This is a genomic window from uncultured Rothia sp. (assembly GCF_963544205.1).
In the GTDB taxonomy this organism is placed as follows: Bacteria; Actinomycetota; Actinomycetes; order Actinomycetales; family Micrococcaceae; genus Rothia.
The window spans coordinates 1-24,821 of record NZ_CAUUDY010000021.1 but is presented as its reverse complement, the minus strand read 5'-3'; the positions used below and the strand labels follow the sequence as shown (position 1 = coordinate 24,821).

Sequence of the window (24,821 nt, the reverse complement as noted above, 5' to 3'; positions counted from 1 at the left end):
TCCGAGCTGTCCTGGAAGCACATCGACCACCCGTCCGAGGTTGTCGAGGTTGGCCAGCCCGTTACCGTCGAGGTTCTCGAGGTGGACCTGGACCGCGAGCGCGTGTCCCTGTCCCTCAAGGCAACCCAGGAAGATCCGTGGCAGGCATTTGCTCGCACCCACGCTCTGGGTCAGATTGTTCCCGGCAAGGTCACCAAGCTCGTTCCCTTCGGTGCATTCGTGCGCGTTGAGGACGGCATCGAGGGCCTCGTCCACATCTCCGAGCTGGCAACCCGCCACGTTGACCTGGCTGAGCAGGTCGTCTCCGTTGGTGAAGAGGTCTTCGTTAAGATCATCGACATCGACATGGACCGCCGCCGCATCTCCCTGTCCCTCAAGCAGGCAAACGAGGGCGTTGACCCCAACGCTACCGAGTTTGACCCCGCTCTGTACGGCATGGCTGCAGAGTACGACGAGGCTGGCAACTACAAGTACCCCGAGGGCTTCGACCCCGAGGCTAACGAGTGGCTGGAAGGCTTCGACGCACAGCGCGAGGCTTGGGAAGCACAGTACGCAGAGGCACAGGCTCGCTTCGAGGCTCACAAGGTTCAGGTTGCTAAGGCTCTCGAGGCTGACGCAGAGGCTGCAGCAGCAGCTCCCGCAGCAGCTGAGCCCGCACCGACCTCCTACTCCTCCGAGGAGCCCGCTTCCGCAGGTACCCTCGCATCGGATGAGGCACTGGCTGAGCTCCGCAAGAAGCTGACCGGCAACTAATCTGCCGCTCAGATGAGCACTCATCAGGCGTTATAGCCGATAGGTAACCCCGCACGGGGTGCCTAGAGCAGAGGAACCCCCTCATCTCCCGTTTGGGAGGTGAGGGGGTTCCTTGCGTTGTGGGGAGGTTGGGGTTCGGGGTAGGTTTTGGGTGCCGGGTGATGCGGGGTGTTGAGGTATCTTTAGGCGGCGGTCATCTGCTCCCACACGGCGCGCACCTGCTCGGCGGTCTCCTCCAGCGAGCCGCCATTATCAATGATCCAGGTGGCGACCGCCTCACGCTGCTCGTCGGTAGCCTGCGCGGCGATGCGGGCGCGCGCATCCTCCTCACTCATGCCGCGCGAAGATACGAGGCGCTGCAGGCGAGTTGCCAGGGGAGTACGCACCACGACCACGCCCTCAAAGGCGGACGGGTCGCCGGTCTCCACGAGCAGGGGAATATCCTCCAGCACCACGCCGCTGAACCCGGGCTCGGACTGCGCCTGCTCCACCAGCTGCGCGGCACGCTCACGAATAGCGGGGTGCACGATTGCGTTCAGACGCAGGCGCGCCTGCTCATCATTGAACACGATACGCGCCAGGGCGGGGCGGTTGAGGCGGCCGTCCTCATCGAGCAGATGCTCACCGAACTCCGCGACCGTGCGGGTGAGCACCGCCTCGCCGGGCTCCATGAGGGAGCGAGAGATAGCGTCCGCATCCACCAGGAATGCGCCCTGCTCAACGAAGAGGGAGGCGATGGTGCTCTTGCCGCTGCCGATACCGCCGGTGAGGGCGTAACGGCGCAGGGCAGTAGAGGCGGGGGAAGAAGGCTGGGACATGGACGGTGCTCCTGACGGGCTGTGCCACAATAGATAGGTACTGATTAGAGGAGGACACATGCAGGAAGAAACTCGCGCCAACCGCTACCTTGTGCCGCGCGGCGATGAGCCCTATGAGAGCCTCCTCGAAATTAAGCGTAGCGAATTTATTGGTCACATCAAGCGCGTGAGCACCGTCGAGGAGGCGCGCGCCTACATTGAGTCGGTGCGCAAAACCTACCACGACGCCCGCCACGTGTGTTCGGCGTTCATTATTGGTGCTGACCGCGATATTCAGCGTTCCTCCGATGATGGTGAGCCCGCCGGTACCGCCGGTGTGCCCATGATGCAGGCGTTGCTGGCGCGTCAGACCCGCGAGGACGGCACCACCGACCTGTCGGATGTGGTTGCGGTGGTCGTGCGCTATTTCGGTGGCATTAAGCTTGGCGCGGGCGGTCTGGTGCGTGCCTACACTGATTCGGTGGTACAGACCCTGGACGGTGCGCTATTTGATTCGCGTGAGCGTCTGCGCGTGGGTCAGGTGCCCAGCTCGCATGCGGATGCTGGCCGCCTGGAGAACGAGATCCGTGCCGCCGGTCTGAATGTGCTGGGTACCGAGTACGGTGCGGAGGGTGCCATGATTTCCCTGGGTGTGTTTGACCGCCCGGAGGAGCTGGCGCGTGCCGAGGAGCTGGTGGTGAGCCTCAGCTCGGGCGCGGCGAACGTGACCTGGGGTGACACGCAGTGGGTGGATTTGCCGGTCTAGGTTGCCGGCCCCTAGATTCCCGGTCTTAGATTCCCGTTCCCAGATTTTCCTCCTAGGTTTCCGGGCTGAGCGCCCGCCTAAAGCTCTCAAAACCCAAAAGATAGTCCAACCTTAGTTAATAGTTACTCTAACCCTAGTAATTGCCTGCTAAAGCTGATAGCCTAAAAAGCGTTGCGGAACGCACACGCCCCTCCACGGCACGGGCAACGGGTTCATTACCAGCGGTAACCCAGCCCGACGCCTCCCCGAGGGCACGCGTGCGCCCGCACCGACGGGCAGGGCTCAACGCTGACATCTCAGCGCCGAGAACTGGGTACTATCTCAGCGCTGAGGTCCTGATGCTGACGTCTTGAAGCTATAGCTTAGCTGCTCAAGGAACGAGACACAGCTGAATGCCGGTACTATACGACCCGGTAGACGGTCGAGTGTGTGCACGAACCATCTGCCGGTAGGCGCTGAGCCCAGCCCGTCACCTTACGAAGAATCAGCTAACGAATGCTCTGAAGAGCTCAAGGTCGTGAAAACGTGACGCAGTCGGGAACCTACTATCAACAAGTAGACGAACAAGCAGGCAAAAACTCATCAGAGCAGTCCGCGGGCAGCCGCAGCGGCACCGCAACCCTCAACCGCCAGGGAGCGCGCCTCCCCAAGATGGGCACTGTCGAGCAGCTTGAACCCGCCACCGTCGCCCAGCTACTCAACGCCTACCGCCAGCAGAACCTCGGCACCCTGCTGGGCGTGCTCACGCAGCGTCCGGCGGAGTTTGCCCGTCAGCTCGGCAGGCTCTGCCGCGTCTTCCCCGAACACGTTCACGCTATCGCCCAGGCGTTCGGCGCCGTGGGACGCGCCCTGCCCATTGACGAGCTGGTGCGCCTGCACAACCGCTACTCCAACGCCGCCCGCGGAGTTGGCGAACACCTCAGCCTGGACAACTCCGGTGTGGCGCACCTGGTTCAGAGCCCAGCACTGAGCCGTGAAGGTGCGGGTCACCTGCTCATGGCGGTTGAACTCTGCCTTGCCGGCAGGATGCGCGGGCTCACCATCGCCATGCCCTCCACCGAGGCGTTCACCCCGGCTGATCAGGCGCCGAGCCTCGGCTCTTGCAACCCCGCCTTGGACGGTGCCCTCAACGCTTTCGAACCGGCAGGCTGGGAGCCCTTCTCCCTGGACGGCAGCGAAGTGCTGCTCGCGACCGGTGTGCGCGATGTACCCGACGGCTACGAGCTGTCCCTCTGGCTGCTTGACGACGACTATCAGTGCCGCGCCCGCATTGAGCGCGGCGCCCCGCAGGTGTGCGTGGCAAGCTTCTACGATGAAGAAGTCATCACCCGCACCGTGGAAGAAACTGGGTCGGGTGAAGCCGGCCTGGTCGAAAACTACCGCGTGGAGGAGTACGCGGAACTGGACTTCCTCAACGCCATGGACCGGCAGGTACGCTACGTGGCGGTCACCGCCGCGGTGGGGGAGCCGCTGCTGTCTGTGCTGAACGAGAAGAGCGCGGTGCCGAATAGTATTCCCGACCCTGCCGCTTTTGCGAACGGTGCGGGTGCCTCCCGGTTCGCGAGGAGTGCCCGCCCGGATATCCGCACCGCCGCCGTGGTCGGTAAGGGCCTGCGCACCATCAATCACCGCGGCATGCTGCCAGTGTTGGGTGTGCCGAACCGCACCGTGTGCGCGGTGATTGACCTGTATAAGCAGCGCATCTGCGTGCCGGGTGTGGGTATTCCGCGCGGGCTGAGCGTGGAGGATGAAGAGCGCACCATGCAGCTGATTTTGAGCGCCCTGAACGGGTACCTTCCGCTGACGAACCGGGCGCTGATGAGCCTCGCCGGAGCCACCGTGGAGGTGCGCTAACACTGCGGTCAACTAGCACTGCGGCGCCCCACGGCTACAAACCAATAAAATACCGCCCGGAATCGTGCTGTGAGCACGGTTCCGGGCGGTACGTGTTTAACGAACTAACCGGTCGTCAGATGAGCTGCCATCACGTTAGTTAGTTGCGGGACCCTGACCATTGATGATGCGCTGCGCCTCATCCTCGGTCAGCTGGTAGCCGTAGAAGGTGGAGTAGAACTCGCGGGTCTCCTTCACCAGGTCAACGTCGGAGAACTTCTCGGGATGGAACAGCTTCGCCGCCCACAGAATCTGCAGAGCCTCCTCGGCGGAATAGCGGTCCCAGTTGAAAGTGCCGACCGGGTTCTTAATAATTTTGCCGTTCTTCACCGCCGGAACGTCAGCCCACGCGGCGTCAGCCTTGATCGCGTCAACGCCCTTCTGCGCATCCGCGCCGCCAATGATGATGTACTCCGGCTGCGAGGCAATGATCTGCTCCAGAGAAATGTTCTTCAGATTCTCCACACCGTCCAGGGAGTTCTTCGCACCCGAAAGCTTCATCCACTCGCCAATCAGGGAGTTCGAGCCGTCCACCTTCGTCAGGTCAGAACCGCCCGCAATGTGCAGAACCTTCGGGGACTCGGTGACGCCCTGCAGGCGCTCCTTGATGAGGTTCTCGTTCTTCTCCAGGTACGCCAGGTACTTCTCGGCACGCTCAATCGCCTCGTCGGTGCCAATCACCTCGGCGGTCAGCTCAACGGTGCGCTTCAGGTCCGCGAAGTTCTGGAACTCAACGTGCACCGCCGGGATACCCGCCTCAGCTGCCTTCGCAATCTGCTCCTTCGAGGAGGCGAGTAGCACCTCCGGCTTATCGGCAAGCAGCTGCTCCATGTTCACGTCGGTGCCCTTCACCGGCGCGTCAACCTTCTCAATACCGGGGTAGACCTGCTTGAACCACGCCAGAGACTTCACGTTAGTCGTGGTGGACACCAGCTTCTCAGCGCCGCCGAGCAGCAGAACCACCTGGTTGTTTGCGTGCCACAGGTCAGCGATGCGCTCCGGGTTGGTGGGGACGGTGACCTCCTTGCCGTCAATGTCCTTGATGACCTTGGTGCCGTCACCGTTATCCTTCACGAAGAAGCTGGTGTGCTTCTTCGCGGAATTACTCGAAGCCGAGACTGAGCTCGAAGCCGAACCCGAGGAGGAGGCGGTGTTCGCGGCGCCACAACCGGTCAGCACAGCCAGCAGCAGGGAAGTGGTCAGGGCAACGCCGGTGTGGAACTTCGTGATTTTCATGGTGTGTCTTTCTGTGTTGACAGGGTGGGTGAATGACCCGGAGGCGGTTTGGAGGAGGGGGCGCTCTAGGGATGCGCCACCACAGCGGATGCGGCACCTCTACCGCATCTCTTGTGTACTGCCCAAACCGCCACCGGAAAACTAAACGCTGCGGAGTCTCAGCTATCGAGGCTCGTCATGTGCACGCTGGAACGACCCAGCTCGGGGGAGTAGACCACCGTCAGGCCGGTATTGAAGGTGCGTGAGAGAACCTCGCTCGTGAGCACCTCCGAGGCGCGGCCCGTCAAAAGCTGAGCTGGCGCATCTGCAGGTACCTCCGGCGCTACGTTTGGCACGGTGCCGGGCATATCGCGCGCGCCAAGCAGTGCGACGGTCGCATCCAGCATGAGGGCGTGATCCGGGTTGTGGGTCGTGAAGATGACCCCGTACCCGGCATCGCGCAGCTGCCGAATCTTGCGCAGAACCTTCGCCTGATTCGCCACATCGAGGGCGCTCGTCGGCTCATCCAAAACGATGAGCGGGGCGTCTTGCACCAGGGTTCGGGCAATACCCACCTGCTGACGCTGACCGCCGGACAGCTGATCCAGCGGGGAATGCGCCAGGTCGAGCAGCCCCAGCTCCTCCATCACGGTGTGCACCTGCTCACGGTCACGGCGCGAGGGCGAAGAGAACAACCCGATATAGGGTGCGCGACCCATCAGCAGGTACTCGGTCACGGTGTAGGAGATGCCGCGACCCTCCATCTGCGGAAGGTACGCGATGCGGCGGGCACGCTCCGTCGCGGTCAAAGAATCCAGCGGCTCACCGCCCAGGTGGACGGTGCCCTCGGTGAGCGAGTGCAAACCAATTAGGGAGTTCAACAGGGTGGACTTACCCACACCGTTGCGACCCAGAATGGCGAGGACCTCACCGCGTCGCACCTGCAGGTTCACGTTGCGGAAAATCCAGCGGCTGGAGCGGTGCCCGGAACGGTGCAGACCAGCGTTGTGACCCGTGCGGCGGCGATTGATGCGCCCGCCCCGGTGGCCGTAACGGAAGCCCGCATCGTCCAGGTGTAGCAGAACCTCTGCGCTCGCATCCGTGCGCTGCTGAGCATTGGGAATGGAAGGCGACATTACTTCACCCGAACCTTTCCAAGCAGTAGCAGCGCCACGTACAGGGGCGTGCCAATGAAGCCGGTCAGTACGCTCAGAGGTACCTCCGCACTGGTGAGGCTACGCGCCAGGGTATCGACGAACATCATGAACGAAGCACCCATCAGCACGGACAGCGGCATGAGCTTGGTCGTGTCACTACCGACCAGCAGGCGGCACAGGTGCGGAATGACCAGGCCAACCCAAGAAATCGGGCCGCCAATACACACGCTGGTTGCGGTGACCAGGGTTGCCAGCAGAATGGTGATACCGCGGGTGCGGGTCAGGTTAATGCCGAGGGTGCGCGCTTCATCGTCACCGAGCGAGAGGATATTGATGCGCCAACGCATCGCCAGGAGCAGCAGGATGCAGGGCGCCGCCACCAGCGCAAACTGGGTGAGTGCTTCCGCGCGTACGTCCTGCAGGGAACCCATCTGCCAGAACACGATCTGTGCCAGCTGAGTTTCAGGGTTCGCAATGAACTTCAACGCACCCAGCGCGGCGGTGCCAAAGCCACCCACAATCACGCCGGAAAGCACCAGCATGAGCGTGGACTGATTCTTGAGTAGACGCGGAATGCTCACGGTCAGCAGTACTGCCGCGAGGCCGCCGGCGAGGGCGGAACCCTGAATGGCGAGGCTCGTGCCCACACCCAGCAGAATGGCGGAGGCGGCACCCACCGACGCACCCTGCGAAACACCCAGCAGGTACGGGGAGACCAACGGGTTACGGAAGACCGCCTGGAAAGTAGCGCCCGCAATGGCGAGGGCTGCACCGATGAGCCCGGCGGCGAGCAGACGCGGAATACGCACGGTCAGCAGCATATTTTCGGCGGGCTTGTAGACTTTCAGGTCCATGCCGAACCAGTTCTTACCGAGAATGCGGAAGAGCTCGTCCAATTCGAGCGGGTACCTGCCGGTGATGAGCGAGAGGTAGGTGACGCCCAGCAGAATGGTCAGGGCGATGAGCAGAATCAGCGGGTACGAGGATGCGAAGAGGCTGCGGCGATGCTCAGTCTTGGCAACTAAAGTGGCGGCCGGTGCGCCGGTGGGGTTCGCCTCCGGGTTCGCTTCTGTGGATTCGTTCGGGGTTGCCTTTGAAGCTGTCTCCGTGGTCGTGCTCATGGAGTCCTTCCGTGCGCTCTTGTGGTCCCGTTCTGTCTGCGTGTATGCGCTCTAAACATATGTGAGCCACATCAAGGAGGCAAAGGGGGTGAGTGCGGAGCGCCCGTCATAAGTCTTTATGTGTTGCCGCTTATCTTCTGCGGTGCGGTGCCCGTGAGCGGCGGCGGCTGCGGGGGAGAGCGGCCACCCCTAAGAGCACTGTTCCTAAGAGCACCGTCATCGTGCGGGAAAATGCTCCCGCTCGCCTCCTGCCCGGTAGAGAATATGAGCCAGTCGAAAGCCCCTTATCTTTTGCGCCCCCTCTTTTATGAACTTGGGCACTTTCATGGTGATGGCTTGTTACCTGTCGTGTCTGGACTATTGCGCGTGATTATATTGCGCCAGCAGAAAAGGGCAACCAATCCTGAGGCGCATTGGGCGGCTTTCCCCTAGGATGGATACATGAGTTACGCACCCGAAATTAACCGCATCGTCGCCCCCTTTGAAGTGGTCAGCCCCTTCCAGCCTGCCGGCGACCAGCCGAAGGCTATCGCCGAGCTCACCGAGCGCGTGCAGAATGGCGAGAAGGACATTGTGCTGATGGGCGCCACCGGTACCGGTAAGTCCGCGACCGCAGCCTGGCTGATTGAGGCGGTGCAGCGTCCGACTCTGGTGCTCGTGCAGAATAAGACTCTGGCGGCGCAGCTGGCGAATGAGCTGCGTGAGCTACTGCCAAATAATGCGGTGGAGTATTTCGTCTCCTACTACGACTACTACCAGCCTGAGGCGTACGTGCCGCAGACCGATACCTTCATTGAGAAGGACTCCTCCATCAACGAGGAAGTGGAGCGCCTGCGCCACTCGGCGACCAACTCCCTGCTGACTCGCCGTGACGTGGTGGTGGTTGCGACCGTGTCCTGCATTTACGGTCTGGGTACGCCCGAAGAGTACATTGAGCAGATGGTGACTTTGCGTCGCGGTGAGGAGATTGACCGCGACGAGTTGCTGCGTCAGTTCGTGGCGATGCAGTACGCGCGTAACGACATGGACTTTCACCGCGGCACGTTCCGCGTGCGCGGCGATACCGTCGAAATCATCCCTATGTACGAGGAGAACGCGATTCGCATCGAGTTCTTCGGTGATGAGATTGAGGCGATTTACACCCTGCACCCGCTGACCGGCGAGGTGATTCGCGAGGAAGAAGAGATGTACGTCTTCCCCGCAAGCCACTATGTTGCCGGCCCGGAGCGTATGGCGAAGGCTATTACCTCCATCGAGGATGAGCTACGCGAGTGCCTGCAGACTCTCGAATCCCAGGGCAAGCTGCTGGAGGCGCAGCGCTTGCGTATGCGCACCACCTACGACCTGGAGATGATGGAGCAGATGGGCTTCTGCAATGGTATCGAGAACTACTCGCGCCATATTGACGGTCGTGCCCCCGGTAGTGCCCCGAACTGTCTGCTGGATTATTTCCCGGATGATTTTCTGCTGATTATTGACGAGTCGCACGTGACGGTTCCGCAGATTGGCGCCATGTACGAGGGCGATATGTCCCGCAAGCGCACCCTGGTCGAGCACGGTTTCCGCCTGCCCTCGGCGATGGATAATCGCCCGCTGAAGTGGGAGGAGTTCCTGGAGCGCATCGGCCAGACCATCTACCTGTCGGCGACCCCCGGCAAGTACGAGCTCTCGCAGGCCGACGGTTACGTGGAGCAGATTATTCGCCCGACCGGTCTGATTGACCCGGAGATTGTGGTCAAGCCGACCAAGGGCCAGATTGATGATCTGCTTGAGGAGATTCGCGTGCGCGTGGAACGCGACGAGCGTGTGCTGGCCACGACCCTCACCAAGCGCATGGCGGAGGATTTGACCGAGTACCTGCTGCAGCACGGCGTGAAGGTGCAGTACCTGCACTCCGACGTGGACACCCTGCGCCGCGTGGAGCTCCTGCGTGAGCTGCGCCTGGGTACTTTCGACGTGCTGGTCGGCATTAACCTGCTGCGTGAGGGTCTGGACCTGCCCGAGGTGTCGCTGGTTGCGATTCTGGACGCCGACAAGGAAGGCTTCCTGCGTTCGACCACCTCGCTGATTCAGACCATTGGCCGCGCGGCGCGTAACGTGTCTGGTCAGGTGCACATGTACGCCGATAAGATTACGGACTCGATGCGCGTGGCGATTGATGAGACGAACCGCCGCCGCGAGATTCAGCAGGCGTACAACCGTGAGCACGGCATTGACCCGCAGCCGCTGCGCAAGAAGATTGCCGATATTACGGATGTGCTCGCCCGCGAGGAAGAGGACACCCGCAAGCTTCTGCAGCAGCGTAAGAGCGGTAAGAAGGGTGCCCGTACGGTGAGTGCGGGTGCGAAGACGGGCTCTTCGACGGCTTCGAAGATTGCCACGAGCACCCCTGAATCGGAGGAGCTTCTCGCCCGTGCGGAGGCGCGCGTTCGCGCCGACGGGCTGGCGGCGGCACCCGCGGAGGATTTGCTGGATTTGATTGAGCAGATGAACGAGCAGATGCGCGTGGCGGCGGAGAACCTGCAATTTGAGTTGGCGGCGCGTCTGCGTGATGAGCTTGCCGATTTGAAGAAGGAGCTGCGTCTGATGAAGGAGGCGGGTCACGCCTAAACCGTGTGTTTAGGGGTTCGACTTGGGTTTTTCGCCATGAGATAATTCATTGCTCATGAACTTCTACTGAGTGCAGATAGATGTTGTACACTATCAAAGTGTTTTACGTGTCAAATAACACCTTGATGCTTCCGAGCAATAAAGAAAAATCTGTGACTATTTCTAATAACTCTTCAGACGCACACACTACGGGAGCTCGTTCCGTTACCCGCCGCAACCTCACCCGCGGCGCGCTTTGGGCTGTGCCCGCTATTGCCGCCTCCACGGCGGTACCCGCATTCGCGGCCTCGGCGGATGACTGCAAGACGGTACACGGTCCGGACTTTACCCAGGTCGGCGGCTGGATGATTACCAACCCCGCCAGTGGCGCCCTGCAGTCGCGCACCAAGAACAAGCCCGTGACTGCGCCGGAGACCGGTCAGGCGTGGTGGTCCATGGAGAATGCAACCTCCCCGAACCCCGCGACGATTCGCCTCATGTCCGTGTACGAGGCGACTTACGGCACCGAGGGTGACCTGAACCTGAACTGTGGCGAGTTCGTGATGACCTACAATGTCTCTGCACTGGAGGCGACGACCGGCACCACGCACCTGCACCCGTCCATGGACATTTACCTCTTCTCGCCCGAGGGTGAAATCATTGACCGTCAGGTCTTCACGACGAACCCGACCGGTGTAGCAACCGTCATGACCCGCAGCGGTAAGACCCAGACCGTTCAGGGTCAGGTTATCCCGTTCGCGTCGAGCGTGAATGACCGGGCGACCGGCATCTCCGCGCGTTTTGCGTTACGCGGCGATAAGCTCATGGAAGGCATGTACCAGTTCGAGGTGGTTATTACCGTCCCGACGATTCATGAGAACGGCAAGCTTGATACGAGCAAGCAGGTGAATGCGATTGCGTTTACCCCGCCGACCTTCAATATGGTTTCCTAAACAGCTGTCTTAACTGAATAAAGAAGTAGCCCTCCCCGTGCATGGTTCACGGGGAGGGCTACTGCTTTATCTGGAGGTTGTTCAGAGTACCGTTTTACGCTTCGTCGTTCTCTAGTTCGGCGGCGTCATAGCGCTCGCGGGCTTCGAGTACCGCCTGCATATTGTCCTGCGCCCAATGGCGCAGGGCGGTCATCGGCTCAACAAGGGTCGTACCGAGCGCGGTCAGTTCGTAGTCCACGCGCGGCGGAATGGATGCGGTGACCCGGCGTTCTACCAGGCCGTCGCGTTCCATGGAGCGCAGGGTCTGGGTCAGGACCTTGGGGGAGACACCCTGAATCATCGCCTTGAGCTCACCAAAGCGGGCGACGGGCTGCTCGGAGAGCGCCGCAACAATGAGCGGGGTCCACCGGTCGGTGAGGTGGCGCATCACGGTGCGGGAGGGGCAGACGCTGGCGAGGATGTTGGCGGGCTGGACGTCCTGCGGGGTGCGGGTGGTTTCTGCGGTTTCGTGTGCGGGGGAGGTGAGCGTGGTGGTCATAGCTGCTGTGTTCTCTGTCCGTTGAGGGGCTGTTTTGCTGTTTTATGGGTGCGGCGAGGGGCGCGAAAAATATTTTTAAATATTTTCTCAAAGGCCCTAATAGTTACCTTGAAGTACCCAGTTTCTAATAGATACTATAAAACCATCAAGCGGAACACCGCAAGAAAAATCCAGAAAGGAAGACAAATGTCTAAGGCTCTTATCATCTACGGTCACCCCACTCCCGAATTCTCGACCGCCAACGCTGAAGCTCTCCGTGTTGTCACCGAGGCCCTGGGAGAAAACGTAGAGGTGCGCGAAATTGCGACCCATCGCGTCAATGGTTCATTTGATATCGCCGCAGAACAGCAGGCTCTCGTGGAAGCGGACGTTATCGTTCTGCAGTTCCCCGTCTTCTGGTACTCGGTTCCCGCGCTGCTTAAGCAGTGGCTAGATGAGGTCTTCACCTACGGATTCGCCTACGGTAGTGACGGCGATAAGCTGGCGGGTAAGACCCTCGTAGTCGCCGCAAGTGCCGGTGCAAACGCAGAAATCTATGCGGAGAAGCTGCCGAACAACTTCCCCGAAATCTTCAATCCCCTGCAAAATACTGCGGCGTTTTCCAGCATGAAGTGGGCAGAACCCGTTTACGTGTACGGCGCATTGAGCATGCCGGGCACCGAAGATATTGCTCGTTCTGCAGGTACTGACCTGGGCCAGCAGCTTGTAGCGCGTTTGCGTGAGCTGAACGTCTAAATCCATACCGCGGGCTCTAAACCGCGGAGGCTCTTCACTGAGGGAGGGGCTCGGAGTGGCACCACTTCGGGCCCCTCTTCGTGCGTGCGGAGGCATGCCTGCTGTGCGGGTACAACCTTCTGTACCCTATCAATACCGGTGATTCGGTGCCCTTCACACCACCTAATAACCGCTAGAAAGATAAAAACTCCACTGAACATTCATAGAATCATGAACCCTAAGGTATAATCGTTCACCGAGCAAGGGAGTATCCCACCAATCGACTCATCGTCAGCACGTTAGCCGAAGGCGTCTAACCGGTGAATCGAGCCGACCTCCATTCAGGTCGGCGGGAGAGACTTGTGGTCCTGTACGCACACCACAAGAAAGGCTCCCCATGGAAGTTACCGGGTTGCAATGGTTGGTTACTATTCTCATCATCGCGGGTCTGTTGGCCTTCGATTTCGTGTTCCACGTCCGTAAGGCGCACGAACCCACCGTTAAGGAAGCGGCCATTTGGTCGAGTATTTACATCGGTATCGCGCTGCTGTTCGGCCTGTACATTTTTGTGACAAACGGCCCGACCGCCGCCACCGAATTCTACGCAGGCTACATCACCGAAGAAGCTCTCTCGGTCGATAACCTCTTCGTCTTCATGATCATCATGGGCACCTTCCGTGTTGCCCGTGAGAATCAGCAGAAGGTCCTGCTCTTCGGTATCGTCTTCGCGATTCTGGCGCGCGGCACCTTCATCTTCGCCGGCGCGGCAATCATTAACTCCTTCGCCTGGGTGTTCTACATCTTCGGCCTGGTCCTGCTCATGACCGCAGGTAACCTGCTCAAGGACGAAATCACCGAAGGCGACGGCGATGACGAAGCCGACAACATCATGGTCCGCCTCGCCAAGAAGTACCTGAAGACCAGCGACCACTTCGACGGTGACAAGCTCTTCACCATCGAAAACGGCAAGCGCGTCATGACCCCCATGATGCTCGTCATGGTCGCTATCGCCGGTTCCGACCTGCTCTTCGCGCTCGACTCGATCCCCGCGATCTTCGGCCTCACCCAGTCCGTCTACATTGTGTTCACCGCGACCGCGTTCTCCCTCATGGGCCTGCGCCAGCTGTACTTCCTCATTGACGGCCTGCTGGACCGCCTCGTCTACCTCTCCTACGGCCTGGCGACCATCCTCGCGTTCATTGGTGTGAAGCTCATCCTGCACGCAATGCACGAGAACAACCTGCCGTTCATCAACCACGGCGAGCCCGTGCACGTCATCGAAATCAGCACCGAAATGTCTCTGATGGTCATCGTGGGCGTCCTGATCATTACCGTGCTTGCCTCGCTGCTCAGCCCCAAGGGCCGCGCACTGCAGACCATTCAGCGTGTTCAGGCGCTCTCCGAGAAGTACCTGGCACTGCCCGAGGATGCACCCGTCGCCGAGCGCGCGGACATCACCGCCCGCTGGCAGCAGGAAACCGAGAAGCTCAACGCCATTCCCGCCAAGCTGCGTGACGAGCTGATCGAGAAGGAAGACGAATACCACGCCCTCGTGGTGCGTGTCCGCACCGCACAGGATGCGCACGCTTCCTCCTCGAAGTAGTTTGAGCTACTGAGCGTGCGGCCTCACCAGGCTAAGCGCTAACACTAAAGCCCCTCACACCGGATCAACCGGGGTGAGGGGCTTTAGCTATATCAGAAATATATTCGGGGGATTCACCCGGGCAGAATGACTACCCGGCGACGAATTACTGGTTGTGAACCTCAGCCAGCATGTTCTTCAGGTGACCCAGAATGGTCAGCGGGTCAGAACCGAAACCGTCGTGGTGGTGGGTCTTCGAGGTCCACACCTGAGTGTTGCCGACCCAGCGAGCGGTCTCCATGGAGTGCTCAAAGTCCACGTACACGTCCGGGTTGTACGCCGCAGCCACCACGGGAACCTCGTTCTTGTGCAGCTGTGCGTGGTCGTACAGGCGACCCCAGTCCTTCTTCTCAGCCAGCAGGTTTGCAACCTCAGCCAGCGGACGCAGCGAGGGATCCTCCTCGTAGTACCAGGGGAAGATGTGCTCGCCGGTGAAGAGCAGACGGTCCGCATCCGGTGCGAACTCGGGGCGGGAGGCCGCCACGCGAGCAGCAGACCAGTTGGTCGGCGCGGGGGAGGGGGACAGCTCGTAGCCGGGGATGCCGGGCAGAACGCCGTCGGCGGGGCCGTCAGCGTAAATGGTCTCGTGCATCAGGGCGTACAGCGGGTTCGCCTGGAAGGTCACCTCGGCACCCATAGCGGTCAGGAACTGATCGGACAGGTGGTCGTTACCCTCAGCGAAAGCGTTCTCCAGGAAGTAGTGCAGGCCGCGCTCGCGCCAGCGGCCACCCAGGAAGTGGCCAGCCATCTGGAAACGGTGGTCGGTCAGGCGCTCACCGGTGGGCAGGTACTCCTTGTGGGTACGCAGGTGCTCAGCGATGCGGGTAGCGAGCTCAGCGTCCTCGGGGAACCAGCTGTAGTACTCCTCAACACGTTCCTTCATGCGGTCGAAGGTGTGCTGGTAGACGTTGTCCACGGAGGTACGAATCGGTGCCAGACCCGCGGTGATGCGGCAGTCACGCAGCGACTGCGGCGCAAACGACAGGTAGGACAGGGTCAGGAAGCCACCGAAGGACTGGCCAATGGTGGACCAGCGCTTGTCGGCACGGTCAGCCAGCAGTACCTCGCGGATAGCCTCCGCGTCAGCGATGATGGAGTCCGCACGGAACAGCTCAGTGTACTCAGCCTGAACCTGCGGGTCACCCACAGCGGTAATAGTGCGAGCAGACAGCGGGGAAGACAGACCGGTACCGCGCTGATCCAGAAGAATCACGCGGTGAGTCTTCGCCAGCTCAGCAATCCAGCCGCCAATGGAGCCGGTCTTCGGCGAACCGAAACCGGGGCCGCCCTGCAGGTACACAATGTAGGGGCGCTTATCAGCCGGGACGGTCAGAGTCTCGCTGGTGTTCACAACCTCGCGCGCGAACACGGTGATGGTCTGGTCCGCGAAACGGGAGGAGAGAGCGGCATCCTTGCCCTTGGAGAAAATCAGACCGTGGGTCAGGGGAACCTGGAACCAGTGGTCGGTAATCTCGTAGCCGTCGTGCTTGACGACCGAACCCTTGCGGTACTCAACCTTGGGAAGCGAAGAAACGGTCAACGGTGAACCTTCTTTCATTCAAATAGATAGATACTCTGTATTCTAGCCCACTATGGGCAACATCGTGGCAGAGCCCGGGTGAAGTCTTAGGCGGAGTCTTAGAACTCGCCCACGCTCAGAATCCTCAGCACCGGGTAGCCCGCCTCATCGGATGCCGCCAGGTCAACCTCGGCACGAATACCGAAGTCAAAGTTATCTTCGGGGTCGGCAAAGCTCTGCTGAACCTTCCACACGCCCGGATGCGCGGCGGTGTCCTCGTCCATGCTGACCAGGCGAGGCGAGCGCGCATCGGCATCCGTGTAGATGTCGTCGTAGGTGTCGAAGTAGTCGTCCATAGCATCCGCCCAGCGGTCGGCGTCCCAGCCGCACCACTCGTCCAGGGCGCCCAGGGCACGGTCACGCTCATCAGCGAAGAGCTCCACGCGGCGGAAGAGGGCGTTACGGACCATCACGCGGAAGGCGCGCAGGTTCTTCGTCACGGCGGGAGGCTCTTCCTCCTCGATGGAGGCGTGCTCGGCCGCAGTGGTGGCGGTGTCTTCGCCGGCGGCCAGCTTCTCCCACTCGTCCACCAGGGAGGAGTCGGTCTGGCGCACTAGCTCGCCGAGCCACTCGATGATGTCGTCGAGTTCGTCGGTCACGGCGGTGTCGGGGATGGTGTGGCGCAGCGCCTTGTACGCGTCGGAAAGGTAGCGCAGAAGCACGCCCTCGGCGCGTTCCAGCGAGTAGTACTGCACGAAGTCGTTGAAGCCCATCGCGCGTTCGTACATGTCACGCACAATCGACTTGGGGCGCGGCTCAAAACGAGCCACCCACGGCGCGGACTGCTTGTAGGTCGCGTAGGCCTGCTCGATGAGTTCCGCCAGCGGCTGCGGGTAGGTGACCTTGTCCAGCTCGTTCATGCGTTCGGTGTAGTCCACACCGTCCGCCTTCAACTGCGCCGAGAGCTCGTTCTTCGCCTTGCGCTCCTGCGCGTACAGCACCTGGTTGGGGGAGTCCAGGGTTGCCTCGATGAGGGAGAGCGCGTCCAGCGCGTAGCTGGGGGACTCGGGGTCCAGAAGCTCCAGCGCGGCGACCGCAAACGCGGACAGCGGCTGGTTCAGGGCAAAGTTATCCTGCAGGTCCTCGGTCAGGCGCAGGTAGGAGCCGTGCTCGTCCGGGGTGTTGGTTCGCTCAATCACGCCGCCGGTCAGCAGCTCCTTGTAGATGCCGATTGCCTTGCGCAGCAGCTCGCGGCGGCGCGCCGGGCTCTCGTGGTTGTTCTGAATGATGCGGTAGGCGGCAATGACCGGGTTCTCCGGGCGGTGCATCAGATTCAGCAGCATTGAGTGGGTGATGTCGAAGGAGGAGGTCAGCGGCTCCGGGGCTGCCTCTACCAGCTGCTCGAAGGTCTTCTCCGACCAGCCCACGAAGCCCTCCGGCGCCTTCTTACGCTTGGAGGATAGGGACTGGTTAATGCGCTTGGTGTCGTCACCGAACTTCGCCTGAGCCTTCGCTAACAGGCGCGCGTTCTCAATATCGTGTTCGGGCGCCTGAACCACCACGGTGCCGGCGGTATCGAAGCCCGCGCGGCCTGCGCGTCCGGCAATCTGGTGGAACTCGCGGGCACGCAGACGGCGGCTGCGGGCACCATCAAACTTGGACAGCGCCGTAATCAGCACGGTACGAATCGGCACGTTAATACCCACACCCAGGGTGTCGGTACCGCAAATCACCTTGAGCAGACCCTCCTGAGCCAGCTGCTCCACGAGGCGGCGGTACTTGGGCAGCATACCCGCGTGGTGAATACCGATGCCGGCGCGAACCAGCTTATTCAGCGCCTTACCGAAGCCCGGGCCGAAACGGAACTTAGCAATGAGCTCCGCGATACGTTCCTTATCTTCCTTCGAGGCGATAGCCACCGAGAGCAGCGCGTTCGCCTGCTCCAGCGCCGCCTTCTGCGAGAAATGCACAATGTAGACCGGAGTCTGCTTGGTCTGCACGAGTTCCTGCACCGTCTCCTGAACCGGGGTGGTGGAGTAGTAGAAGTGCAGCGGAATGGGACGCTCAGAATGTGCCACCAGGTCACTCTCGCGACCGGTCAGCGCCGTCATCTCCTCCTGGAAGCGAGTCGTATCGCCCAGGGTCGCGCTCATCAGCAGGAACTGCGCCTGCGGAAGCTCCAGCAGGGGAAGCTGCCACGCCCAGCCGCGCTGCGGGTCAGAGTAGAAGTGGAACTCGTCCATGATGACCTGGCAGAGGTCCGCATCCTTACCCTCGCGCAGGGCAATATTGGCGAGAATCTCCGCGGTGCAGCAGATAATGGGCGCCTCCGTATTAATGGCGGAGTCGCCGGTAATCATGCCCACGTTCTCGGCACCAAAAATATTGATCAGGTCAAAGAACTTCTCAGACACCAGCGCCTTAATGGGGGCGGTGTAATAGGAACGCTGACCGGTCGCCAGGCCCGTAAAATGCGCGGCAACAGCCACAGTGGACTTACCCGAACCGGTCGGGGTTGCCAGCACCACGTTATGGCCGGCGGCGATGCTCAGGACGGCCTCGTCCTGGGCGGGGTACAGGGTCATGCCGCGGGTCGAAATCCATTCGGTGAACGCCTCATAGATTTCTTCTGCGGTGAGGGGGTTGCCCTTAAAATCGCGTCGATTGTAGTCGCCGGGGTTCTCGCCCAGCCCGGGAGAAAGAAAATTCAAAATACTCATGAGGATTCCAGTCTATCGGGAATAACGCGGGTGCGGGGGCGTTATCGTTACGAGGGAACAAACGGGTACTCGCGGGGCTTGCGTGAGGTGTTCGGGGGCGCTCGCGGGGTGATTACGGGGTGTTCACGGGGCGCCTCGCCGCGCTAATGCGGGAATCCCCAAAATTCGTGTAGTGTGGAACAAAGAGCTTTAGGTGCAGTGATGCAAAAACCTGGTGCCCAGAAGGTCGAAGGCACAGGCCTCCACGCCGCATAGATTGCCGCGCAGATGCAGAATCCGCCGATTGACGCCGGTGCATATTGAGCGGCTGATGCACGCCCCAAAATACGTTGCACAAAATAACGACACGCCCATCTATTACGCAAATAGTGTTGCGTGCCACATTGATAAAGGAATAGGGTAAGAGAAAGGAGAGACGTTGAATGACTGAATACAACGCTGACAAGGCACAAGAAAACGCTGCGCGTGAAGAAGCTGCGCACGAAGAAACCCTGCACAACAAAACCACGCAGAAAAAAGCCGCTCAGAAAAAAGCCTCGCAGAAAAAATCTGCACAGGAAGTAACCGCTAGCGAACAGCGCAAGGCAGAAGAGGAAGCCCTCAAAAAGCGCCTCGCCCTGCGAGTCACCGCGCCCGGACACAAATACCCCTGGCACCGCTGGGCCATCCCCGTCCTCGGGGAAACCACCGCAGGTATCGGCGCGATCCTGATCCCCGTCATGGTGGGCCAATTCATCAACCAGCACATCGCAGGAAAAGCCCCCGACGCCTGGCCCATGTTCTGGGTGGTGGTCGCATCCATCACCTTCATCGTGATTAACGAGTTCTTCGGCTGGGGCACCTCCATGACCCTCAGCGCCGAGCTCGGCCGCGACTGGCGCGCCTACATTAACCGGCTTATGGGACGCACCCGCACGACCGTTGACGCAGGTGAAGCGGTCACCGTCATGAACAAGGACGTACGACGTGTTACAAACGTCTACTTTTCCCTACCGCTGTTCGTTAACGCCATGATTATCGCGACTCTCGGTGCCGTACAGCTCTGGCTGATTAATCCCGTCACCGCGGTCGTCACCCTCATCGGTACGCTCATTGTGGTCGGCGTGATTGCCTGGTACTCGACCTTCCTCGAATCCAAGATTGGCGAGTATCGCGAAAAGGACGGCGAAGCCTCCTCACGCGCCTCCGATATCGCCACCGGCCTGCGCACTATCGCCGGCCTCGGCGCCGAAGAGCAGATGCGTGATCGCTACCACCGCGGCACCGACGAAGTCTTCGACAGCTACATGCGCTACGAGAAGACGCACCGCTGGATGTTCCTCATCCGCGCGCTACTCGGTGGCGCCGTCACCCTGCTCGGCATCGGCTTCGCCCTCACCGGCCACGTCGAAAACGGCCGCTGGGTATCCGACACCCCCGCCGCGTCCCTGGTGACCGTCGCCTCCATTATTGCGATGATGGGCGGCCCCATCTGGATTACCCAGAACTTCCTGACTGAATGGCGTTACGCCAAAATTGCGCTCGCCAAGATCGCCCGCCTCGAAGGTCACGCGGGTGTACGCCAGGGCGTGCTGAAGAGCCCGCGCACCGACGAAGAAATGGCGCAGCTGGCACGCGCCGAACAGGCAGTCGAGGCAAACACCCTTGAGGTACCCGTGCCCGTCGCCCCCGCCGGTGCCAGCAACCCGCGCATCGTGTACGTCAACCCGCGCGACTACAACCTCACCGCGCAAGACTACGCCGAGGCGCTTGCCCGCACCCTGCGCCGCGGGGGAGAGGACCTCAAGGACGCCTCCGGTCGCCGCGTGCTGCTGAGCGAACCGAACCCCATGATTTTCGCGGGAACCCTGCAGGAGCACCTGCGCCTGGGCACCGTGCCGAACCCCGACGAGGAACTGGCACAGGCAAAGGACGAGGAGCTGCTGAAGATTACCGACTCCCGCGAAATCGCCTACCGACTGGGCGGACGCAACCCCGAAGACTACTTCGCCGCCCGCATCACTACTGAGGGTGCGAACCTCTCCGGTGGTCAGCGTCAGCGTCTGGCACTCGCTCGCGCGCTCGCACAGGATGCGCAGGTTCTGATCCTGACCGAGCCGCTGAACTCCGTGGACGAACCCAGCCAGCGCTACATCTACGATGCGATGGAAACCCAGGTCGGTAGCGACCGCCTGCCCGTGGGCTACCCCGGCCTGCTGCAGGATTTGGAGCAGGTCTATGTTGTCTCCACGACTGCGGAGACGACTCGCCGCATGGAACGCGACGGCTACCCTGCCGCCGACTCGGGAACCCCCGCAACCACTCAGACCGCAATAACTCAGAATCAGGAGGTGAACTAGCATGGCAAAGCAGCTTCCCATCGAAACCCCCGCCTACGTGGCACGCCGCATGTGGCACTACCTCGCAGCGCATAAGGGACGCGCCCTCTACACCTTCGTCATCTACATGGTCAGTACCCTCATGGGTGCGGTAGTGCCCCTGCAGATTGGTGCCACCGTTGACGATGTGGTGGCGGGCAAGTTCTCCAGCTACCCGTGGCAGCCGATTCTGATTATTCTGGCGGCGTTCATCGTGCAGGCGGTGACCCTCATGGTTTCCTCGTACAGTGCTGCGCGACTGGGCGCGCTCGTCACCCGCGATACCAACCAGGACACCCTCGACGGCACCCTCGACCTGGACGCACGCACCGTGGAAGAAGCCGGCAGCGGCGACCTGCTCACCCGCGTGACCGACGACCTGTCCTCGGCAGCAAGCTCTGTCAGTACAGACCTTCTTGGTGCAATCTACGTGGTCCTGTACTTCATTATCTCCACGATCTCCCTGGCGTTCGTGAGCCCGGCAATGGGCCTGATTATGCTGCCCATGATTGCCGGTCTTGCCCTCATCATGTCGAAGATGCTGCCGCTCATGGCGGCACGCAACCAGACCGCCCAGGAATGCGTGAGTGACCTCAACAGCGTGCTGACCGAGAACATTCGCGGCACCTCCACGATTCGCGAGCTGGGCGTTCACGATGCCCGCGAAGAGGTTTTTTCCGCTGAGAACAAGGAACGTCTGTTTGGTGCTCAGCTGGGCATGGTGCGTATCCGCCAGATGTACTTCACCGTGGACGCCATCAACGCCTGGATGCCCACGATTCTGTGTATGCTCTGGGGCGCCGCCTGCGTGGCTATCGGCTGGGCAAGCTGGGGCGCCGTAGCAACCGCCTCCGTCATGGTTTTCAGCCTGCGAACCCTCGCCGACATGCTGAACCACCACGTGAGCAACCTGCGCATCATGCTCGTGAACATGGGCCGCGTGTTCGGTGTGGTGTCCCTGGCGAAGAAGCAGCGTGAGGAGCGCGCACAGCACCGCGCCGAAGCGTTCGCCGCAATGTCGGATGAAGACGTGAAGAACCCGGAGTACGCCATTGAGTGCACCGACGTTTCCTACGGCTACTCGCCCGACGCCCTCGTCCTGGAAGGCATCAACCTGAAGATTCGCCGCGGCGAGGCGCTCGCCCTGGTGGGCCGTTCCGGTTCGGGTAAGACCACCCTGGCGCGTCTGATTGGTGGTTCGCTGACCGCCCTGGAGGGCACCATCACCGTGATGGGTCGACCGGTTGGTCACGGCGACTTCCCGACCGATGCCGCCGCCGACGGCCGCCCGCGCCTGCTGGTCTGCACCCAGGAAGCTCACGTCTTCTTCGGTACCCTCGCCGATAACTTCACTGTGGTCGTGCCGGACGCGACCGTCGAGCAGATGGGTGAGGCACTGGACGCCGTCGGTGCCCGCTGGTGGCGTGACCTGCCGCAGGGCATGGACACCGTCGTCAGCGGCGCGGATTCGCCTCTGACCCGCGACCAGATTCAGCAGCTTGCGTTGGCACGTATTGTGCTTGCTGACCCGCACGCCGTGATTCTGGACGAGTCCACCACCCAGCTGGAGCTCGCGGACGCAACCGAGTCCCTGCGCGCCGTGCTGGCGAACCGTGCGGTGCTGATCATTTCGCACGATGCGCGTATCGCCTCCCTGGCTGACCGCGCGGTCCTGCTGCACGAGGGTAGGATCATTGCGGAGGGCTCCCCGGCGGAGATTTTTGCCCTGACCTAAGACTCGGCGAATATGCCCTGTGAGTAGTGCCCGGCACCGTGCGAAGCGGTGCCGGGCACTACTCGTTTAACGGGGTGTTTGGGGAGGCGGTGGTGGGTGCTGAGATGATGGGGTAGAGCGCACCGAGGGGATCCGTCAAACGAAAATTTCGGAGAGATTCACTTGTCACCCGCGAAACTTTCAGCTACTGAGAATCGTTGTGATAACCTGGCAGAGCGATATGGGGTGCCTTGAGACGCCCGCGACCCGCTGACCCGCCCAAAGACGGGCAACCAAAACAGCGGGGGCACGGAACAGTAGGCGCGCGAAACAGCGTACAAACACTCAAGGCTGAGAGAATCACCCATTGAACCTGCTCTAGTTCGAACTAGCGAAGGGATTATCGATGAAGGCAGAGCAGCCTAGCGCGCCCACGTGCGCATCCACCTCTAACCCTGTACCCGGCGCGAGCGCTCCCGGAACCCCCCGGGCACCTCAGACAGCTCGGGTGCCGAGGGTCCTCTCTATTGCGGGAACCGACCCCTCCGGCGGTGCGGGTATCCAGGCGGACCTCAAGTCCATTACCGCATCCGGCGGTTACGGCATGTGCGTGACCACCTCGCTGGTCGCCCAGAACACCTGCGGGGTTCGCGAAGTATTCACCCCGCCCCTGGAATTTCTCACCGCGCAGCTTGCCGCCGTTTTTGATGACGTCACGGTAGACGCCGTGAAAATCGGTATGCTCGGCGACGCAGACACGATCCGCACCGTCCGCACCTGGTTGAGCGAGCACCCTGTGCCCGTGGTCGTGCTCGACCCGGTCATGATTGCATCCAGCGGCGACCGCCTGCTGCAGGCGGAAGCGGAGCAGGCGCTACGCGACCTCGTGCCGCTCGTGGACGTGATTACCCCGAACATTCCGGAGCTTGCCGTGCTCTGTCAGAAGGAGCCCGCTCAGACCTTTGATGAGGCGCACGAGCAGGCGGCGAACCTCGCGGCGGCGACCGGAACCACCGTCATTGTGAAGGGCGGTCACCTGTGCGGTCAGGACGCCGGCAATACCGCGGTCTTCCCGGACGGCACCTGCGCGCACGTGCGCACCCCGCGCCTGGACAGCCGCAATACGCACGGCACCGGATGCTCCCTGTCCTCCTCGCTGGCAACCCGCCTGGGCGTGGAACTGCTGCAGCACACTGAAGCCGCAGAACCTGCCGCAGACCAGAAGAACACTCTGACCAGCGAAGATACCCACCGCGCACTGCAGTGGAGCACCCGCTGGCTCCACGAATCCATTGCCGCGGGTGCCGGTCTGCAGGTCGGCTCCGGTGAGGGCCGCGGCCCGGTGGACCACGCCGCACGTGCCCGCCGTCTGGAGGCTGCTGCCTCCGCGTACCCGTGGCATCACCTGCTCGCCACCACCGACTCTGAGGGTAATGCCCTGGACGGCACCAGTCCGGAGCGCCTGCTGCCGGTCAGCCCCGTGCCCGCCGGTGAAGCCGTCGTAAAGCCCGCCGGTCCCTGGACTGCCGCTCTTTGGGCTGCGGGTGGCGAAACCTGGCACCAGATCCTGGACCTGCCCTTCGTGCGTGCCCTCGGTGACGGAACCCTCGACGAGGACCTGTTCTCCTTCTACCTGGACCAGGACGCCCTCTACCTGCGTGACTATTCGCGTGCGCTCGCGACTCTCTCGGCGCGTGCCGATACCGCTGAGGCGCAGGTGCACTGGGCGGCTGGCGCGCACGAGGCGATTGCCGCCGAATCGCAGCTGCACGAGGGCTGGTTGGCGAACCGTGCACGCCTGGGTGGACCCTCGCCGATTACCATGGGGTACACGAATTTCCTGCGCGCCTCCGCTGCCGGTGATGACTACGTGGTCGGCGCCGCCGCTATCTTGCCCTGCTACTGGCTCTACGAAGAGGTCGGTGCCGTGCTCTCCTCGCAGAACCACCCGGACCACCCGTACGCGGAGTGGTTGAGCCTGTACGGTGGCGAGGAGTTCGCCGCGGATGTGGCGCGTAGCCTCGCGGAGGTGGAGCGTGCGTTTGAGGCGGCTTCACCGGCTCAGCGTGTGCGTGCGGCGCGGGCGTACCTGTCGGCGTGCGTGTACGAGCGTGAGTTCTTTGATCAGGCGCACCGAGCATTGCGTTAGTCTGCCGGGCGCTACGCTAGATGATAGGTGCCGATTTTTGGGCTGAATACCGTCCCGGCATGGCGTGAGATGGGTGATTGATGCTTCACTCAAGCTACCGCCGGTTCGGGGGTTGTGCCGGTTATGCTTAAGGCGTCGGTGAAAACCGTTTGCGGCAGGATTCCGGCCCTCACCCAACTGGCTGATGTACCTGCCGCGCCCGCACCTCTACGGCGTGTAACCGA

The 24,821-nt window shown here is 61.6% G+C and carries 17 protein-coding genes and 1 riboswitch; of the genes, 10 read left to right on the top strand and 7 right to left on the bottom strand.

Features of this window, described 5'->3' with window-relative positions:
- Positions 1 to 753, top strand: a 753-nt coding sequence (locus tag RWZ58_RS08320) for a S1 RNA-binding domain-containing protein (RefSeq protein ID WP_314658331.1), incomplete at its 5' end; no start/stop codon positions are given.
- A 182-nt stretch (positions 754 to 935) separates the two neighbouring features.
- On the opposite strand, the gene coaE is transcribed toward RWZ58_RS08320, so the two are convergent.
- The gene (coaE, locus tag RWZ58_RS08315) at positions 936 to 1,571 is read right to left on the bottom strand and encodes a dephospho-CoA kinase (protein WP_049327116.1); all 636 of its coding nucleotides are present in this window, start codon (positions 1,569 to 1,571) and stop codon (positions 936 to 938) included.
- A 58-nt stretch (positions 1,572 to 1,629) separates the two neighbouring features.
- Between coaE and RWZ58_RS08310 the strand changes: the two genes are divergently transcribed.
- Both RWZ58_RS08310 and RWZ58_RS08305 read left to right on the top strand, forming a co-directional pair.
- The gene (locus RWZ58_RS08310) at positions 1,630 to 2,316 is read left to right on the top strand and encodes a YigZ family protein (protein WP_314658329.1); all 687 of its coding nucleotides are present in this window, start codon (positions 1,630 to 1,632) and stop codon (positions 2,314 to 2,316) included.
- A gap of 525 nt (positions 2,317 to 2,841) precedes the next feature.
- Positions 2,842 to 4,170: a 2-oxoglutarate dehydrogenase gene (locus RWZ58_RS08305; RefSeq protein WP_314658328.1), complete on the top strand. Its 1,329-nt coding sequence runs from the start codon at positions 2,842 to 2,844 to the stop codon at positions 4,168 to 4,170.
- A 135-nt stretch (positions 4,171 to 4,305) separates the two neighbouring features.
- Here the strand turns inward: RWZ58_RS08305 and RWZ58_RS08300 are convergent, their stop codons facing one another.
- The 3 genes from RWZ58_RS08300 to RWZ58_RS08290 form a co-directional block, all read right to left on the bottom strand.
- Complete coding sequence (locus tag RWZ58_RS08300) at positions 4,306 to 5,445, bottom strand: ABC transporter substrate-binding protein (protein ID WP_314658326.1); 1,140 nt, start codon at positions 5,443 to 5,445, stop codon at positions 4,306 to 4,308.
- 158 nt (positions 5,446 to 5,603) lie between these two features.
- Positions 5,604 to 6,560, bottom strand: coding sequence for an ABC transporter ATP-binding protein (locus RWZ58_RS08295; RefSeq protein ID WP_314658325.1), 957 nt, complete (start codon positions 6,558 to 6,560; stop codon positions 5,604 to 5,606).
- Positions 6,560 to 7,702: an iron ABC transporter permease gene (locus tag RWZ58_RS08290; protein ID WP_314658324.1), complete on the bottom strand. Its 1,143-nt coding sequence runs from the start codon at positions 7,700 to 7,702 to the stop codon at positions 6,560 to 6,562. Before RWZ58_RS08290 ends, RWZ58_RS08295 begins: the two co-directional genes overlap by 1 nt.
- Positions 7,703 to 8,143: 441 nt before the next feature.
- On the opposite strand from RWZ58_RS08290, the gene uvrB reads away from it, so the two are divergent.
- Positions 8,144 to 10,312, top strand: coding sequence for an excinuclease ABC subunit UvrB (gene uvrB, locus RWZ58_RS08285; RefSeq protein WP_314658323.1), 2,169 nt, complete (start codon positions 8,144 to 8,146; stop codon positions 10,310 to 10,312).
- Between the two features lie 152 nt (positions 10,313 to 10,464).
- Positions 10,465 to 11,244, top strand: coding sequence for an ornithinee aminotransferase (locus RWZ58_RS08280; protein ID WP_239663312.1), 780 nt, complete (start codon positions 10,465 to 10,467; stop codon positions 11,242 to 11,244).
- A 94-nt stretch (positions 11,245 to 11,338) separates the two neighbouring features.
- Here RWZ58_RS08280 and RWZ58_RS08275 read toward each other — a convergent pair whose 3' ends face one another.
- Complete coding sequence (locus tag RWZ58_RS08275; RefSeq protein WP_314658322.1) at positions 11,339 to 11,782, bottom strand: helix-turn-helix domain-containing protein; 444 nt, start codon at positions 11,780 to 11,782, stop codon at positions 11,339 to 11,341.
- Positions 11,783 to 11,968: 186 nt separating this feature from the next.
- Between RWZ58_RS08275 and RWZ58_RS08270 the strand changes: the two genes are divergently transcribed.
- Together RWZ58_RS08270 and RWZ58_RS08265 are read left to right on the top strand one after the other, a co-directional pair.
- The gene (locus RWZ58_RS08270; RefSeq protein WP_314658321.1) at positions 11,969 to 12,517 is read left to right on the top strand and encodes an NAD(P)H-dependent oxidoreductase; all 549 of its coding nucleotides are present in this window, start codon (positions 11,969 to 11,971) and stop codon (positions 12,515 to 12,517) included.
- Positions 12,518 to 12,893: 376 nt separating this feature from the next.
- Entirely contained in the window at positions 12,894 to 14,099 is a 1,206-nt protein-coding gene (locus RWZ58_RS08265) for a TerC family protein (RefSeq protein WP_314658320.1), read from the top strand.
- A 145-nt stretch (positions 14,100 to 14,244) separates the two neighbouring features.
- On the opposite strand, the gene RWZ58_RS08260 is transcribed toward RWZ58_RS08265, so the two are convergent.
- Together RWZ58_RS08260 and RWZ58_RS08255 are read right to left on the bottom strand one after the other, a co-directional pair.
- Entirely contained in the window at positions 14,245 to 15,696 is a 1,452-nt protein-coding gene (locus tag RWZ58_RS08260) for an alpha/beta fold hydrolase (RefSeq protein ID WP_399549661.1), read from the bottom strand.
- An 80-nt stretch (positions 15,697 to 15,776) separates the two neighbouring features.
- The gene (locus RWZ58_RS08255) at positions 15,777 to 18,377 is read right to left on the bottom strand and encodes a DUF3516 domain-containing protein (protein WP_314658317.1); all 2,601 of its coding nucleotides are present in this window, start codon (positions 18,375 to 18,377) and stop codon (positions 15,777 to 15,779) included.
- 422 nt (positions 18,378 to 18,799) lie between these two features.
- Here RWZ58_RS08255 and RWZ58_RS08250 point away from each other — a divergent pair, with 422 nt between their 5' ends.
- The 3 genes from RWZ58_RS08250 to RWZ58_RS08240 all read left to right on the top strand — a co-directional run bounded on the left by RWZ58_RS08250 (position 18,800) and on the right by RWZ58_RS08240 (position 24,597).
- A complete protein-coding gene (locus tag RWZ58_RS08250; protein WP_314658316.1) occupies positions 18,800 to 20,716 on the top strand; it encodes an ABC transporter transmembrane domain-containing protein in 1,917 nt (638 codons plus the stop codon).
- Position 20,717: 1 nt separating this feature from the next.
- Positions 20,718 to 22,469 (top strand): ABC transporter ATP-binding protein, encoded by a 1,752-nt coding sequence (locus RWZ58_RS08245; protein WP_314658315.1) that lies wholly within the window; start codon positions 20,718 to 20,720, stop codon positions 22,467 to 22,469.
- Between the two features lie 211 nt (positions 22,470 to 22,680).
- Positions 22,681 to 22,866, top strand: a riboswitch (TPP riboswitch).
- Positions 22,855 to 24,597 (top strand): bifunctional hydroxymethylpyrimidine kinase/phosphomethylpyrimidine kinase, encoded by a 1,743-nt coding sequence (locus tag RWZ58_RS08240; protein ID WP_314658313.1) that lies wholly within the window; start codon positions 22,855 to 22,857, stop codon positions 24,595 to 24,597. (Overlaps the previous riboswitch by 12 nt.)
- Positions 24,598 to 24,821: the final 224 nt, after the last annotated feature.